The organism is Chitinophaga alhagiae (assembly GCF_003568665.1).
GTDB classification, from domain to species: Bacteria; Bacteroidota; Bacteroidia; order Chitinophagales; family Chitinophagaceae; genus Chitinophaga; species Chitinophaga alhagiae.
On the sequence record NZ_QXMH01000004.1, the window covers coordinates 326,750 to 343,698 of the forward strand.

The 16,949-nt window shown below is 53.1% G+C and carries 9 protein-coding genes; 7 read left to right on the forward strand and 2 right to left on the reverse strand.

Annotated features, from left to right (window positions below):
* Positions 1-52: 52 nt before the first annotated feature.
* Positions 53-370: a thioredoxin gene (trxA, locus tag D3A97_RS20565; RefSeq protein ID WP_119080426.1), complete on the forward strand. Its 318-nt coding sequence runs from the start codon at positions 53-55 to the stop codon at positions 368-370.
* 62 nt (positions 371-432) lie between these two features.
* Here the strand turns inward: trxA and D3A97_RS20570 are convergent, their stop codons facing one another.
* The gene (locus tag D3A97_RS20570) at positions 433-3,117 is read right to left on the reverse strand and encodes a T9SS type B sorting domain-containing protein (RefSeq protein ID WP_119080427.1); all 2,685 of its coding nucleotides are present in this window, start codon (positions 3,115-3,117) and stop codon (positions 433-435) included.
* Between the two features lie 151 nt (positions 3,118-3,268).
* On the opposite strand from D3A97_RS20570, the gene D3A97_RS20575 reads away from it, so the two are divergent.
* The 6 genes from D3A97_RS20575 to D3A97_RS20600 all read left to right on the forward strand — a co-directional run bounded on the left by D3A97_RS20575 (position 3,269) and on the right by D3A97_RS20600 (position 14,416).
* Positions 3,269-4,903 (forward strand): NupC/NupG family nucleoside CNT transporter, encoded by a 1,635-nt coding sequence (locus D3A97_RS20575; protein ID WP_119080428.1) that lies wholly within the window; start codon positions 3,269-3,271, stop codon positions 4,901-4,903.
* Between the two features lie 187 nt (positions 4,904-5,090).
* Positions 5,091-7,217 carry a M43 family zinc metalloprotease gene (locus D3A97_RS20580; RefSeq protein ID WP_198674101.1) on the forward strand — a complete coding sequence of 709 codons (2,127 nt, stop codon included), beginning with the start codon at positions 5,091-5,093 and terminating at the stop codon, positions 7,215-7,217.
* The gene (mqnE, locus tag D3A97_RS20585) at positions 7,214-8,395 is read left to right on the forward strand and encodes an aminofutalosine synthase MqnE (RefSeq protein WP_119080430.1); all 1,182 of its coding nucleotides are present in this window, start codon (positions 7,214-7,216) and stop codon (positions 8,393-8,395) included. Before D3A97_RS20580 ends, mqnE begins: the two co-directional genes overlap by 4 nt.
* 53 nt (positions 8,396-8,448) lie before the next feature.
* The gene (locus D3A97_RS20590) at positions 8,449-8,982 is read left to right on the forward strand and encodes a DUF192 domain-containing protein (RefSeq protein ID WP_119080431.1); all 534 of its coding nucleotides are present in this window, start codon (positions 8,449-8,451) and stop codon (positions 8,980-8,982) included.
* Positions 8,983-9,629: 647 nt separating this feature from the next.
* Positions 9,630-12,872: a SusC/RagA family TonB-linked outer membrane protein gene (locus tag D3A97_RS20595; RefSeq protein ID WP_119080432.1), complete on the forward strand. Its 3,243-nt coding sequence runs from the start codon at positions 9,630-9,632 to the stop codon at positions 12,870-12,872.
* 17 nt (positions 12,873-12,889) lie between these two features.
* On the forward strand, positions 12,890-14,416 hold the full coding sequence (locus D3A97_RS20600; protein WP_119080433.1) for a RagB/SusD family nutrient uptake outer membrane protein: 1,527 nt from the start codon (positions 12,890-12,892) through the stop codon (positions 14,414-14,416).
* A 94-nt stretch (positions 14,417-14,510) separates the two neighbouring features.
* On the opposite strand, the gene D3A97_RS20605 is transcribed toward D3A97_RS20600, so the two are convergent.
* Entirely contained in the window at positions 14,511-16,781 is a 2,271-nt protein-coding gene (locus tag D3A97_RS20605) for a DUF7133 domain-containing protein (protein WP_119080434.1), read from the reverse strand.
* Positions 16,782-16,949 lie beyond the last annotated feature (168 nt).

Sequence of the window (16,949 nt, forward strand, 5' to 3'; positions counted from 1 at the left end):
ACCATTAAAAACCAATCATTTAACAAAATTATAAACTTTTAAATCTATAAAAATGGCTTTAGAATTCACAGATGCGAACTTTCAAACCACCGTACTGAACTCGGACAAACTGACCGTGGTGGATTTTTGGGCAGAATGGTGCGGTCCCTGCCGTGCAATTGGCCCGGTGATCGAGGAACTGTCTAAAGACTACGATGGTAAAGTGAACATCGGGAAAGTGAATGTGGACAATAACCCGCAGATCTCCATGAACTACGGTATTACCAGCATTCCTGCCATCCTGTTCATCAAGAATGGCCAGGTGGTTGACAAGCAGGTAGGCGCAGTGCCCAAGGCAGTGCTCGACAAAAAGATACAGGCAAACCTCTGATAAAGGTACCATACAGAAAAAGCCGCCTCATATGAGGCGGCTTTTTTATTGGACGGCAATGGCTACCGCAACAGCGTAAAAGTTCCCTTTTTACTGTTCAGCTGTACATCTCCTTCATTGCCCCAGAAACCATATTGTATAAAATAAACATAAGTGCCCGCCTCCTGCGGCACCCCGTTGAGCTTGCCATCCCAACCCGTTTTAGGTTGCGTGCCCTGGTATATCAACTGGCCCCATCGGTTGTATATCTGCATGTTGTACACGATCACCCCTTTGGAAACCGGCCTGAAAAAATCGTTCACCCCATCGCCATTAGGGGTAAACGCATTCGGCATCTGGAAAGAGCGGTGGTAAGACACTTTTACCAGCACCGTATCAGCATTGATACAGTTCTGCCCCGTCACTGTGCGCACAATATACCGGGTTTCCCGCAAGGGCCTGGCCACTGGCGTGGCGCAGTCCAGGCAGCTAAGCCATCCGTCCAGCGGCTGCCATTGGTAATCTGGCGCATTCTCTGCCTGCAGTACCAGCTCTTCGCCAATATTGATGGTGGTATCGTTGTTAAGGATGTTTACCCGCGGTATATCTACGTTCCCGATGTGGAAGTCTCTGGTTTCACCGCAGCCGTTCTGGTCTTCAACGGTTACGTAATAAGCGCCGGCACCAAGGGACTGCCATTGCGGGAGATTGGTCTCATTCCCGTTCCACCGGATGGTATAAGGCGGCGTTCCTCCAGAAAGCCTTATTTCAGCCGTGCCGTTGCCCCTGCTGCAGACCTCGTTCTCTGTGGTTAACACCGCTGTAATGGCCAACGGGCTTTTCAGGGTCACCTGCTGGCTGTCAAGACACACTCCGTTGCGGATGTAGAGCTTATAGGCGCCGTCAGAAAGACCGGTAAAATTCCCGTCTGCCTGAAACGGGCTGTTCTCCAGCGCATATTCGAAGGGCGGCACGCCCTGCGTTACCGTCAGCTCAATTGCACCGTCAGCAAGCCCCATGCAGGAAGGGTCCGCTTTTGAATAAGCCGTCTGCAACATGCTGGCGGCATCTTCCGTTACGGCAAACGGATGCGTGACCGCGCAACCGTTTACGTCTGTCACCAGCACGGAATGGTCACCCACCGGCAGGGCATTGAAGGTGCCCGATGCTACGGGCGTATTTCCATTCAGCGCATAGCTGAAAGGCGCGGTACCGCCGCTGACCTGCAACACGGCGCTGCCGTCCGGATGGTTGCAATCTACCGGCGTAACGGCTGCGCCAACGGTAAATGCCGGGAAAAAAGTGAGCCCCACTTCGTCAGAAGCCGTGCAGGCGCCATTGCTGACGGTAACGGAATAAGTGCCGGTAGTACCCGCGGAGATCTTTTGCGCCTGGCTGCCCGTGCTCCAGGAATAGGCCCTGAAACCATCCCCGGCATCCAGCGCTATCTCCTGGCCGGAGCATACAGACCTGTCTACGCCCAGGTCAACAACCGGCGGGGCTTTCACTACTATTGTTTTGCAGAAGTTTTGCTGGTCAGGCGTGCCTTCGTCCGTAATAAGGGTTACAGTATATTTTCCGGCCCGGGCATATGAAAAGGCGGGCGGTGTGGCATTGGTGGAAGAGGGTACGCTGGCGTCTGTGCAAGACCGGAAAGAAACGCGCGCCAGGCTGTTGCCGGTTACGTTGGGAACAAAAGCGTACAGGTCATTATTGACACGGAAAGGCGCAGACAGCGATACCGGGAAGTTCAGGATACCGCCGGGGTTACCGAGGTCTTCGGCTACCATGTTACTGGTAATACCGCCGCTGAAGTCCAGCCGCACCAGCTTATTGACCGGGGGCTGCACATGCGGTTCAGAGCCGTTCAGCACCAGGGCTATGGTTTGCCCGCATTCCCTCACAAAAGTAATATCGCGCGGGTGCCGCAGGAGGCCGCCGGCATTGCCGAGGTCTACCGCTGCAGGCGTATTCAGGAGGCTGGTGCCGAAATCGAGCCGCACCAGCTTGTGGCTGCGCTCGTTCACCACAAACACGTACCAGGAGCCGTTTTCTTTTATGGCATAAAGCCCCGCGGGCCTGTCTAGCAGACCAAAGCTGCCCAGGTTCACACCCGTGGGCGTGGCATTCAGATCAGCGCCAAACCTGAGCCGGGTGATGGTATTGTTTTCAAAATTGACCGTAAATCCGTAAAACACACCGCCTTCTTCAAATGTGAAAAGGTCGTTCGGGTACGCCATATTACCTATGTTGCCCCAGTTGGTGACGGTGGGCACCGGGTTGGAAAGGCTGGCGCCAAAATCTACCTTCATCACCGCAGGGCCTTGCGCAACGGTGCCGCCCACAATGACCAGGTGAAAGCCGTCCGCATCTTCAATCAACTGTATCCCCTCCCCGCTCCGGGTAATGGTGACACCGGGCACGTACGATGCTGACGGTGCATTCAGCAGGCTGCTGCCGAATGCAAGTTTTACGAGCCGCTGGTCTGTATTGTTTACCAGGAAAACGTAGTAATCATTCCCATCTTTCGCAATAACGGTATGCACGGGTGTGTTCAGTAATCCGCCGGGGTTACCGAGGTTTTGCAGTTCAGGGGGATTATACACGTTCCCGGAGCAGAAATTCCAGAAATAAGAGCCGGCGCCGGCAACGGTATTTTGTAAGGAGATCTCCGTATTTACGCAAACGGTATCGGGCGCAACAAAGCCGGGCTGCTGGGCCAACAAGCGGAACGGGAACAATAAGCACAGGTACAAGATCGGCTTCATACAGGCATCGGGGAATGTATACGCCAAATATACAATTAATAATTTTCGTTTACATGTCACCGCAACCAGGCCCGCCCCCGCGCTTTTTTAGGCCCTTCGCGCGCTCATATGAACATATTCCCTTATTTTGCCACATAAATCGATCACTATCATGTTACATTGGGAAAATATTGTTCGCGGTACGCTGGGCATGTTCTTTCTTATCATGGTTTGTTACCTGCTCAGCAACAACCGGCGGGCCATTAGCTGGAAACTGGTAGGGATCGGGGTTTGCGCCCAGATCATGTTTGCCCTTGGCGTGCTCAACACCCAGGTGGGCGGGCAGCCGGTTTTCTGGCTGCTGTTCGGCATCATGATAGCCGTATTCATCGTAAACCGCCTGCGCCGCAAAATGCGGGAAGGCTTCGGCGCCCCGCCAGACGCCCTCAGCTGGGCACTGGCCATTGCGGCGCTGGCAGGCTTCTTCTTCGGCATAGTCCGCAGCCGGGAGTACCCCTTCCCCGTTATTGCCTTCACCCTTGGCCTGGTACCCATTGTGGCCATGATCAAAGTGCTGCAGAAGCGGCATATAGAACTGCTGAAGTGGACCATACTGGCCGCCTGCGTACTGCTCACCATCTCCGTGTACGCCCGCTGGTGTACGCCTGATGTGTTCCGGAACACGCTCTCCGCCGTGTCCAGCTCCTTTGTGAACCTCATCAACATCAGCCACAAGGGTACAGAATTTATGTTTGAAGGCCTGGCGGACTACACTGGTACCTGGGGGTATATTTTTGCCGTGCAGGTACTGCCCAACATCATTTTCTTTGCCGCCCTCTCCTCCATTCTCTATTACCTGGGCATCCTTCAGAAAATAGTGTACGTTTTTGCCTACCTGCTCAACAAACTGCGTATTTCGGGCGCGGAAAGCGTGTCTACCGCCGCTAATATCTTCCTGGGCCAAACCGAGGCCCCGCTGATGATACGGCCTTACCTGGAAAAAATGACCCGCTCGGAAATACTCTGCATCATGGTAGGCGGTTTTGCCAATACCGCCGGCAGCGTGCTGGCCGCCTACGTGGGTATGCTGGGTGGGCCGGATGTGGGCCAGCAGGAGTATTTTGCCCTGCACATGCTCAGCCAGAGCATTATGAGCGCCCCCGCCGCCATTGTATGCTCAAAGATCCTGTTCCCCGAAACGCAGGAACACCTGATCTCCAAAGACCTGCAGGTACCCCGGGAAAAACTGGGAGACAACTTCCTGGACGCGCTCTCCCTGGGCACCACAGACGGGCTGAAGCTGGCCGTGAACGTAGGCGCCATGCTCATTGTGTTCACCGCCCTCATGTACGTGGCCAATGCCATACTGGGCTGGGCGGGAGACCAGACGGCCATCAACCCGCAGATTGCCGCCATGAGCGGCGGGCGGTACAAGGAGCTGTCCCTGGAAATGATACTGGGTTACGTGTTCTCCCCTATTGCCTGGCTCATAGGCGTTTCCCGGCAGGATATGCTGGCCGTGGGCCAGTTGCTGGGAGAAAAAACGGTGCTCAACGAGTTCATCGCCTACAAATCGCTCGGCAGAATGAAAGACGCCCAGGTGATCCAGGACCCGAAGTCCCTGCTGATCGCCACGTACGCACTTTGCGGTTTTGCGAACTTTGCCTCTATTGGTATCCAGATAGGCGGCATCAGCCAACTGGCGCCCAACCAGCGCCGTAACCTTACAGAGCTGGGCGTAAAAGCGCTCATTGGCGGTACAATTGCCTGCCTGATGTGCGGCTGCATTGCCGGCGCCCTGAGCTGACGGCCTTCCTTAAATTATCCAGTTAAGGAACGTGCTGACAATGAACCGGCCAAAAGGGAGATCATCCGGAAAAAAAGGCCCCTGATCGAAATTTTTGAAACAATTCACCGGCTGTAAGTACATTTACAGCACAGATAAATGTGCGGACCGTGCTGAATACTGACTATAACCTATAATGCTCCTTAATTTGCGTAGTTCTACCCTGATCATTTTCTGCATGGTGGCCTGCCTGAGTGCGGCCGCCCAAAGGAAATGCGGCACCGAAGTGGCTTTACAACAACAACTGGGCAGCCGGCCCGCGCTGGCAAAAAAATTGCAGACCGTGGAGCAGCAGTTACTGAAAGCCAGGCCAGACAGCCGGTTTTTCAGGGTCAATCCCCGCGTTACCATTCCCGTGGTGGTGCATATTGTGCTGCCAGACCCTACGCAGGTAACAGACCAGCAGGTATGGAACCAGGTAGCCAGTCTCAATCTGGACTATATTGCCCAGAATACAGACATCAATAAGGTGCCCGCCGCCTGGCAGAGCCTGATCGGCAATGCGGAACTGGAATTTTGCCTGGCCGTGCGCTCCCCTTCCGGAGACCCTACCTCCGGCATTACCCGCACCACTACCACCCATGCCTCGTTTGCCATAGACGGCGCCGCCCGTAACGTAAAACACAGCGCCACCGGCGGCACGGAAGGCTGGGACGGCACCCGTTACCTCAACATCTGGGTGTGCGTGCTGTCAGACAACTACCTGGGCGTGGCCACCCCGCCCGGCAATATATTCCCGGCGGATGAAGACGGCGTGGTGGTACATTACCGCGCCTTCGGCAATACCGGCAGCGCGCAGGCCCCCTTTAACCTGGGCCGCACGCTCACCCATGAAATTGGTCACTATTTCGGGTTACGGCACATCTGGGGCGATGATAACGGCGCCTGCACCCAGGACGACGGGGTGTCTGACACCCCGCTGCAGGGCGGCCAGAACTACAGCTGCCCCACCTACCCGCTCACAGACGCCTGCAGCCCCGCCGCCCCCGGCGTAATGTTCATGAACTACATGGATTATGTGAACGATGCCTGCATGTACCTGTTCACCACCGGGCAAACAGACCGCATGCGCAATGCGCTGGATGCGCAACGCGTATCCCTGCTAAGCTCCAACGGCTGCCAGCCCGTAACGCTCAAAACGCATGACGCCGGCATTGCCGCCGTGCAGCAGCCGGAAGGTTACCTTTGCCAGGCCCCCCAAACACCGGTGGTAACGCTGAAAAACCGCGGCGCCAATGCGCTCACGCAGGTCACCATTCAATACACCATCAACGGCGCCACGCCGGTGAACTATAACTGGACGGGTAACCTGGCCTCCCTGGAGCAGGCCAGCGTAACCTTGCCCGGCTTCCAGGCGGGAGAAGGCATTTCCAGCCTGAAAGTATACACCCGCCTGCCCAACGGCACGGCAGACGAGCAGCCGGACAACGATACCACCACCGTGGCTTTCAGTTATTACCAGGAGTCCGGCTTCCCCTTCCGGGAAACTTTTGAAAACGGCGCCTTCCCGCCCGCCGGTTTCAGCCTGCGCAACCCTGACCGCAGCTTCACCTGGGAAAGAGGCGTTACCGGCAGCAAAGGCAGCAGCAGCGCTGCTGTGATGCGCAACCTCGGCTATGCCACCAACGGCCAGCAGGACGATCTGCTGGGGCCTGTAATAGATGCAACCACGGCGGACTCAGTGATGTTGCGGTTTGATGTGGCAGCCGCCACCGTTACATCTACCGGCACGGCCGGCAACCCCTGGGATACGCTGGAAGTGTTGCTCACCACGGATTGCGGACAAACCTATATACCCACCGGCTATAAAAAATGGGGCGCCAGCCTCATCACCCGCCAGTCTCCCACCGGGCAGGAGTTCGTACCCACCGCTACGGAATGGCGTACAGACTCCATTGACCTCACCCCCTTCATCTATCATCAGCCATTCAGGGTGGTGTTCCGCAACACGTCCAACTACGAAAACAATGTTTATATAGACGATATCAATATTGTAAAGAAAGATATCAACGCCACCCTCAACGAGCAGGGCATTCTCATCTGGCCCAACGCCTTCAGCCGGCAGTTTTACATCGAGTTCAAAACCTGGCCGGAAGACCTGCGGGGCATTGCCATATATGACGCCGCGGGCCGCCTTGTGCACCAGGTACAACCCGTTGTGCGCAGCGGCAACCGCACTACAATTGATTTGGTAAATGCGGCAAATGGTGTTTACTTTGTAAAGTTATTTTACAGCCAACAGGTGAGGACTTATAAAATAGTGAAAGCAAAATGACGACGACTAACGCACTGAGACCCGGATTGCAAACCATATTGGCCGCCCCTTCCCTGGACGGGAATCTACGCCGGATAGCCGACAAGGTACTACAGCAGGAAAGGCTCACGCAGGAAGACGGCATCACGCTCTTCGAGAAAGGAGATATCGGGCTGCTAGGCGCTTTGGCCAACCACGTGAGGGAAAGAAAACACGGCAACAAAACCTATTTCAACCGCAATTTCCATATTGAGCCTACCAACGTTTGTGTGTTCACCTGCAAATTCTGCTCTTACTCCAGGCTCTATAAAAACCGCGAAGAAGGCTGGGAACTCAGCATTGACGAGATGCTGGACATTGTGAAGAAGTACGATGATCAACCCGTTACCGAGGTACACATTGTAGGCGGCGTGCATCCCAAAATGAACCTGGACTTCTTTATGGAACTGATGCGCCGCATCAGGGCGCACCGCCCCGGCCTGCACATCAAGGGTTTCACCCCCGTGGAGCTGGATTATATGTTCCGCAAGGCCAAGGTAAGCGTGGAAGAAGGCATGCGCATGATGCATGAAGCCGGCCTGCAGTCGCTCCCCGGCGGCGGCGCGGAGATCTTCCATCCAGACATCCGCGTGCAGATCTGCCACGACAAGGTGGATGCGGACGGCTGGCTGCACATTCACAAAACCGCTCATGGCATGGGCATGGTCACCAACGCCACCATGCTGTACGGCCATATAGAACAATACTGGCACCGCGTAGACCATATGGAAAGGCTGCGCAGCCTGCAGGATGAGACCAACGGCTTCAACACCTTCATCCCCCTCAAATTCAGGAATAAAGACAACGAGATGGCCCATATCCCTGAATCTACCATCATAGAAGACCTGAAAATGTACGCGGTAGGCCGCCTGTATATGGACAACTTTCCGCACCTGAAGGCCTACTGGCCTATGCTGGGAAGGAACACCGCCCAGCTCGCGCTTTCCTTTGGCGTGAACGACCTGGACGGCACCATTGACGATACTACCAAAATATACTCCATGGCCGGTTCCGAAGAACAATCGCCTTCCATGAACACCGCCCAGCTGGCCATGCTCATCAGGCAGGCCGGCAGAATACCGGTAGAACGGGATACGGTGTACAACGAAGTAAAAGACTACTCCGGCGTGGAATTTTCCGAAGAAGAACTGATGGGCTGAAGGGGTAATCATATTAGTTTCCCTATCTTCATCCCTCAAAAGCGAGAAAAACTATGAATGTCAAGATCATGCTGGCCATCTTCGCAAGCCTGTACATTTCTTCCTGTCAAAACCAGCCCGGCCGGCAGCCCGCAGGCAGTGCGGACACCGCCGCCACAGTGAGCACCATCCCCTCCGCTCCCGCCGGCAGCGGCCCCGAGTTCCGGAAAGAAGGCGTACTCTCCTTCATCAGCAAAGAGAAAGGTGATACCATCAGCACCATCAGCATAGAAATTGCGGAAACAGACGATGAAAGGGCCCGCGGCCTGATGGACCGCAAAAGCATGGCAGACACCCTGGGCATGCTCTTCATTTTTCCCGCCCCCGAAGAACAGAGCTTCTGGATGAAGAACACCTACATTTCGCTTGACATCCTGTATATAGACCAGAACATGGAGATCGTTTCCATCCAGAAATACGCCACGCCCCTGTCTGAAGAAAGCCTGCCTTCTTTCAAAAAGGCACAGTATGTGGTGGAGGTGAACGCGGGGTATGTAGACAAGCAGAAGATCAAGTACGGTGACAAGATCGCTTTCAGGAAAGATTAAACCTTGATGCCATCGGGCAGGCGCTCCCATGCAAACATCCGCTCCCACAATACGGCCCTCCGGTAACTGGTACGGTCATACGTTCCTTCTCTCTTAAACCTTTCACATGGTTAGTTTATCGGATATTGCAGATAATCTTCATTTTAATAGATAATACATTATCCAAATATATATAACACTTACAACCCGGAATATTATACAATGCACAATCCTGAAGGGCGTGTAAATAGCAGCCATCCATAAATTTTTTTTATGGCTGAAACAAATAAACCTTTATCTTTACGCTATATATCAGTTACAACGTACTGCAAATTATACTATGAGATAACAAACAGAATCTGAATCGTATTAACAAATCTGAATCGAAGTCCGGTAGCTTGCCGTGTCTGAGAGTTACATCAAATTTATTGACATCAAAATCTATTTAGTTATATGCTTTAGAGCCTTGCCGGATCGATAGTAAGCGATTATTTCCCTGACCCGATCTCCTCTCGTAAAGTTTATACTGAATCCATCCAAGTTTTAACCTGTTCTTTAACGGAAATTGTGGGCCTGTAGCCTGCCTGTACCTGAATATAAATCTAAATCTTAAGTTCCAACAATAAGTCTTTGGGTCGAGTTTTTTTATATTTAAAATCTAAATCTACATGAGAAAAAAGTTACTTGGTTTTTTCTTGTTGACTCTGCTGCAGGTGACTGTAGTATTTGGTCAGGACAAAAGAATTACGGGTAGAGTTACGAACTCTCTGGATGGAACGCCCATACCCGGCGTATCCGTAATTATTCAGGGTACCACTACCGGTACTCAAACCGATGCCGATGGCCGGTACATCATCAAGGCCCCCGGCGGCAGCGTGCTGCTGTTCCGTTCAATCGGGTTTGGCACTAAAACCATCACAGTAGGAGACGCAACATTGGTAGACATTGGCCTGGAGGCTACTACTGACGAGCTGAGCGAAGTAGTGGTAGTGGCCTATGGCAAGGTGAAAAAAGAATCCATTACGGGGTCTGTAACTTCGGTGGCGGCCAAGGATATCGAGAAGCGGCCCATCACCAACGTGCTGGGAGCACTGGAAGGTAGTGCCGCCGGTATCCAGGTAAACAACACCACTGGTCAGCCCGGCTCTGAGCCCGCCATCCGCATACGCGGTATGAGCTCTATAAATGGGGATAATTCACCCCTCTATGTGATTGATGGGGTCTTTTTTGGTGGCAATATTTCTGACCTTAATCCCAATGACATTGCCAGCATCTCCGTATTGAAAGACGCGGCCGCCTCAGCTCTTTATGGGAACAGGGCTTCCAACGGCGTGATCATTATAACCACCAAGCGGGCCAGCAAGGCCGGTGATGCAGGCATTACCGTGGTAGCTAACCAGGGCATCTACAGCCGTGGTGTCAAGGAATATAATGTAATGAACCAGCAGGAGTTTATGGAAACCATGTGGAAAGGCTACCGTAATTCCCTTATGACCAACAACCCTGCTACTTATCCCAACAAGGAAGTAGCCGGTGCCAAAGCAACGGAAAGCCTCATAGACAACTACCTGACATTAAATATCTACGACAAACCAAATGACCAGTTGTTCGATGCTAATGGCAAGTTAGTGGCAGACGCGAGGATCAGGCCCGGGTACCTGAACGATCTGAACTGGTTCAACGATATTGAAACACAGGGACACCGCCAGGACTATTCCATCAGCGGCCGCTCCAATAGCAACAAGAGCAGCCTGTACTACTCAGTAGGTTACCTGGACGAAAAGGGTTATCTGAAAGGCTCGAATTATAAAAGATTTACCGGGCGCATTAATGCGGACCTTCAGGCCAAAGACTGGCTGAAGTATGGCTTTAACCTGGCCGGTTCTCACCAGCAGTCTGATCGTCTGCCCGGCGGTACCGGCAGCGCAGGCTCTATTGTAAGCCCTTTCAATTTTGCAAGGAGCGCCGCTCCGATCTACCCTGTTCACCTGCACGACCCGGCTACTGGCGAATATGTGCTGGATGAGGAGGGACAGAAACGGTATGATGACGGATCGAACACGAGGAGCTGGCTGCCAGGCCGCAATGCTATCTGGGAGAACGAATTGAACAAGGATAAAGTTTACCGGAATACAATTAATGGACAGGTGTATTTTGACATAAAGTTCCTGAAAGATTTTACCTTTTCTGTTAAAGGCGACCTGAATCTCCGCAACAGTGATAACCATACCTACTCCAATGCTGTTATAGGCGATGGGCAAGGCAATAAGGGCCGGGCCGAGCGGAACAATTACCGTTACATGAACTATACGGCCCAGCAGTTGCTTTCCTGGGCAAAGGCCATTAACCGGCACAATGTGGATGTGATGATAGGCCATGAGAACTTTTATGATAACTACAATTACCTTAATGGCTATAAAACCAACGAAACTTTCGCCAACCAACTGGAATTGATCAACTTCACCGCTATTACCCGCCTGACGGACTACCAGCACAACTACCGCACTGAAGGATATTTTGCCCGTGCCCGTTACAACTATGATGAGAAGTATTACATCGACGGTTCCATCAGGAGAGACGGTACATCCCGTTTTTCCAAAGATGCCCGGTGGGGTACCTTCTTTTCGCTGGGTGGTAGCTGGTTAATCTCAAAAGAAGACTTCTTCCAGCCCATCTCGAATGTGGTGAACTATGCTAAACTGCGTGCGTCTTACGGTGAAGTAGGCAATGATGCAGGCGTAGGCGCATCAGTGCTGTATCCTTATATGGCGCTCTACACGCTGGGCCAGAACGCGAACGTAGCGGCTCTTTACAAATCTCAGCTCTCTGCCTTAGCACTGCATTGGGAAACCTCTTCGTCTGTAACCGCAGCCCTGGAAACCCGCCTGTTCAACAGAGCCAACCTGACAGTTGAGTACTTTGACAAACGTTCACAGAACCTCCTGCTTGATGTGAACCTGCCGCTGTCTGCCGGTGCTACATCTACCGCCGAGGCTGCTGCTATTATGAGACAGAACGTGGGTTCAGTATCCAATAGAGGGCTGGAAGTGTCTTTGGACGTAGATGTAGTGAAGACAAAAGACTGGACATGGAACGTTGGCGCCAACGCTACCTGGATGAAAAACGAGATCGTTCGTTTGTCTGAACAGAACAAGAATGGCATCATTGAAGGCAACTATAAGTACACAGTGGGTCACGGTATCTATGACTGGTGGACGTACCAGTTTGCGGGTGTAGACCAGATGACAGGCAATTCCCTGTATGTATTGGATTCCGACACTTATAAGCCCGATGCAACCACAGGTGAGCACCTGAAATACCTGGTAAACATCAACGGTACCTACTATACTACCTATCACACATATGCAAAGCGTGATTTTGTAGGCAGCCCCATGCCGAAAATGTTCGGAGGCATCAGTACAGCACTCACCTATAAAAACTTTTCGCTGTCTGCCCTCATGACTTATGCTACCGACTTCAAGATCTATGACGATTCTTACCTGGACCTGAGAACCATGAGCGGTACACCCGAATCTATGCACAAGGACCTTTTGCGCGCATGGGATGGTGTTCCTGCCGGTATGACCGAAACCTCTCCCAACCGTATAGATCCGAAAGGCATTCCTGTAGTGGACTTTGCTAGGAGTCAGTACAACAACGTAATGTCTTCCCAGTACCTGCAGAACGGCTCTTACCTGGTGATCAAGAACATTTCGCTTACTTACAACCTGCCTTCTTCCCTGTTGAATAAGATCGACATCAGTTCCGTAAGGCTGAATGCAGGAGTGGAAAACCTGGCTACTTTCACTAAACTGCAGGGTATGAACCCTCAGCAGCAGTTTAACGGCAGAAGCGTAAACGCCTGGGTAACACCCCGGGTAATATCATTCGGTGTAACCGTTGGTTTATAACAAAAACTTGAAAAAACATGAAAAAAATTGTCAATATAGGTATCCTGTCTGCTGCATTGCTTGCAACTTCCTGCAGCAAAGATTATCTTGAAACCAAGCCTACAGACCAGGTGGGTGAGGTAACCGCTTTCGAGACCACGGCCAATGCCAAACTGGTAGTGAACGGTCTTGCCAAAATGATGACCCAGCAATACCTGGGCTCCCAGGGCTTTAATGGCGAGGGCACCATCAAGATGTATTACGGTAACTATCCCGGGAACCACTTCTTTGTGAACCTCCCCGGCTGGGCCGCTATCATCAATTCTACCTTCAATGAAAACGTGACCAGCATCTACCTGTACTACCCGTGGTACTATTATTACAAGATCATTGGCAATGCCAATGCTGTAATCAATAAAATAGATGCCGCTTCAGGCCCTGAAACAGAGAAGAAGTTCATCAAGGCGCAGGCGCTAACCTTCAGAGCCTACTCCTACTTTATGTTATCACAATTATATGGTAACAGGTGGGCTGATTCCAACAATGGGGCTACCGGCGGCGTGGTATTGAGGCTGGATGAGTCTACCGGAGACTTGCCTTTGTCTACCCTCGGAGAAACTTACAAGCGGGTATACGATGATCTGGACGAAGCCATTAAACTGTTCACCGAATCCGGCAAAAGTCGTGAGAAGAATCATGAAATGAACATCAACGTGGCACATGCCATCTACGCCCGTGCGGCGCTCACCCGCCTGGACTATCCGGCTGCGGAAGACCATGCTGTAAAAGCAAGGGCCGGCTTCCCGCTGATGTCTGTGGCTGACTACAAAGCTGGCTTCTCTACTCCCAATGCAGAATGGATATGGAGTACCTATGGCGCGTCTGACGAAACGCTGTACTTCTACTCTTACCAGGCGTATATTGCTTACAACTCAACTGCCTCTGCTGTAAGAACGTATCCCAAATGTATCAGCCGCGAGTTATACAACAAGATACCGGCTACAGATATCCGCCGCGGCCTGTTCCTTGACCCGGCCGGCGATACTTACAACACTAACACCGGTTTGGCCGGCGCAACTCTGAAAGCCAGGGCTTTCCAACTCTTCCCTGCTCTTGATCCGGCAGCCTCTGCGTATGCCTATATGCAATTCAAGGTAAAGGCTAACGACATGCCCGGCGTAGGTAACCTGAATCACTTCCGCTCCTCGGAAATGTACCTCATTGAAGCCGAAGCCAAATACTTCCAGAACGAACCGGCTACCGAAATTCAGCAACTGTTGGTAGATCTTACGAATGGCTCCGGTCGCGATGCGAGCTATACCTGCACCAAAACCGGTACAGACCTGCTGAACGAGATCAAGACCTACCGCGCCATTGAGCTTTGGGGCGAAGGTTTTGACTGGTTTGATATGAAACGCTGGAACGAGCCGATCATACGCAAGGAATATGCTAACGGCGGCAACTTCATTGCTGACCTGGCAAAAACCATTCAGCCGACCGAAAACAACAAATGGACCTGGAAAATTCCGTTAAGGGAATCCGACTACAACGGCGCCCTGGAATAGCAAACAAGGAACATAACTTTATAACAAGACCGCCCTTGCATCTGCAAGGGCGGTCTTATTTTTTACGGCATATTTGGTGAGGTCAGGATGCTATCTATTTCAACTCCTCCATCGTAAACGATCTCTCCCGCCCCTTATACTTCTGCTTCACTAATTGAATGTCTTTTTCCGTGATCTTCTCCGCCTTGTTGCCCCAGGCATTGCGGATGAAGCTGAGCAACTGGGCAATGTCCCCGTCAGAGAACTCGTCGTTATTGATAATGCCGGGCATGTCCCCGTTGATCTCAGGTGATTTGTAGAGCTTGCCGTTCACCGTTACAGGGCCGGTAAGGCCGTACAGCACAATGGCTATCAGCCTTTCTTTTCTGCCCGTTACCAGCTCCGAATGGTTGAGCGGGGGCGCCAGCGACTGGATGCCCTCCCCGTCTGCCCCATGGCAGGTTTGGCAAACCGTTTTGAAAATGAGGTTGCCACGGGGGTATTCTTTCAGCAGCGCGTCGTCCATGCGGGATTTACGGCGGTTGGCAATGTCTGACAGTACTTTGTCCAGGTGGCGGCGGATCACCAGGTTGGTATCCGGGTCCCAGGCCGCTATGTCTGAAAGCAGCGCTGCTTCTTTATCCTTCACATTACTGATCACGGCATCCGCCATTACCCTGTTGTTGGGATAGCTGCGCCAGGCTTGCTGCAGCAGCCGCGCCGCGGCGGGCGCGTCTTTCTGCCGCAAGGCGGGCAGCACCAGGGTGGCTACGGGCGCCTGCAGGGAGTCTGCCATCATATCCTCCAGCACGGCAGCTATTTCTTTGGCGTTGCCGCTGCTCATCACCGCCGGCAGCACTGTAATGGCCTGGCTGCGCAGCGTGGCGTCAGGTTGCCGCAGCAGGGGCAGTACGTCCGCCAGCGTAAGCGCGTGCAGGCCTTCCAGCGCCCAGAGGGCATGCATGGCGGCCAGCGGCTGCGCCGCATCGTGCAGCCGTTCCCGTAAGGCGGGCGCCAGCTGCCTGTTTTGCCCGTCTACGATCATTTGCTGCGCCTTGTCCCGCACCCATCCGTTGGGATGCTTGAGGTAAGGCACCAGGTCTCCTTCAATCTTAACCGGGCCGGGGTTCACACCCGCGGGCACCACCCGGTAAATGCGGCCGCAGTTCAGCGGCTGGGTGAGGGCCCTTTCTCCGATCTCGCTTTTCAGGTAAGGCGTCAGGTAGGTCTTATGCTGGATGATGCCGCGGTACATGTCCAGCACATACATGGTACCATCCGGCCCCAGGTGCAGATTAACGGGCCGGAAACGCTCGTCTGTGCTGGCCAGGAACTCACAGCCTTTGTACGCCTGCCGGCCTTTCACCTTATATCCCTGGTTTTCCAGTATGTTCCTTTTGATGAGGTTGGCGGAGGGCTCGGCCACAAAGGCATTGCCTTCAAAGCCCTGCCCGTAAAGGCCGCCGCGGTACACCAGCGGGCCGCAGGCAGCGGTGAAATTGACAAGGCGCAAGCTATCGTCCAGCACGCCTTTCATATAGCCGCGGTTTACGCCGGTATTGGGGCGGAGCGGGTACACCTTGTTGTCAGGCACAATATTTTCGTCAAAGCCGTCTACCTTGCGCTGGTTGGGATTGCCGGCGCCCAGGCCGGCGCTGAAATAATCGCCCAGCAGGTTTTCGGAGTTGTTGTTGTAAAACAGCCGTCCATAGTTATCCTGCGAAATACCCCACTGCCCCCGGAAGTGCGTGTCTTCTTTCAGCCAGCGCCCCCTGTCAAAGCGGTAGCGCTTGTCTGACTTGGCGTTGTATATCCAGTTGTCCATGGCGCGCACCAGGCCGTTGGGCTGGTGTTCTACGTTACCGCCCACGGTATAGAGGGAGTCTACCAGTGTTTTTTTACCGGGCCGGTCGCCATCAAAGGCATAATACCAGAGTTTGGGCGGTTCCGCTACCAGTATGCCATTGCCTACAATGCAAAGCGCCCTTGGCAGCACCAGCGAGTCCAGGAAAACGGTGCGCTTGTCCATGGCGCCGTCTCCGGTGGTGTCTTCCAGTATCACGATCTGACCGTTACGGGCATCTTCGCCGGTGCCTACCGTATCCGGCATGTACCCTGTCATTTCCGCCACCCAGAGGCGGCCGCGCTCGTCGAACGTCATGGCCACGGGTACTATCACCATAGGCTCGGCAGCCACCAGCTGTACCGAAAAGCCGTTTTCCACCTGGATCTTTTCAAGAGATTCAGCAGCCGTCAGTACGGGAGATCCCGCGTATTGCTGCCTTATGGCGAGAGAGTCTGTTGTTGCATGTTTCCGCGGGTTATTACAGGCACTGATCAATAAACCTGTAAACGCCCATACACCCAATAATCTGCCAGTATTCATAGACCTGGAATGCAGTTTTTGAAATCGATTGAAAATAGCCTTTAAAATACTATCCCTAACGCTAATTTTCAAATTTGAAGGGGCTAAAATAACGCGGGGCCGGTCAATTTCCGGGGTTTTATGACGGACGGCGGGAAAGCCGGAAAGGCGGGCGGCCCGGCGCTACCC

Bases quoted from the DNA above. Each gene is read 5' to 3' on its own strand.
- trxA (WP_119080426.1), top strand. From the start codon at position 53: ATGGCTTTAGAATTCACAGATGCGAACTTTCAAACCACCGTACTGAAC.
- D3A97_RS20570 (WP_119080427.1), bottom strand. From the start codon at position 3,117: ATGAAGCCGATCTTGTACCTGTGCTTATTGTTCCCGTTCCGCTTGTTG.
- D3A97_RS20575 (WP_119080428.1), top strand. From the start codon at position 3,269: ATGTTACATTGGGAAAATATTGTTCGCGGTACGCTGGGCATGTTCTTT.
- mqnE (WP_119080430.1), top strand. From the start codon at position 7,214: ATGACGACGACTAACGCACTGAGACCCGGATTGCAAACCATATTGGCC.
- D3A97_RS20590 (WP_119080431.1), top strand. From the start codon at position 8,449: ATGAATGTCAAGATCATGCTGGCCATCTTCGCAAGCCTGTACATTTCT.
- D3A97_RS20595 (WP_119080432.1), top strand. From the start codon at position 9,630: ATGAGAAAAAAGTTACTTGGTTTTTTCTTGTTGACTCTGCTGCAGGTG.
- D3A97_RS20600 (WP_119080433.1), top strand. From the start codon at position 12,890: ATGAAAAAAATTGTCAATATAGGTATCCTGTCTGCTGCATTGCTTGCA.
- D3A97_RS20605 (WP_119080434.1), bottom strand. From the start codon at position 16,781: ATGAATACTGGCAGATTATTGGGTGTATGGGCGTTTACAGGTTTATTG.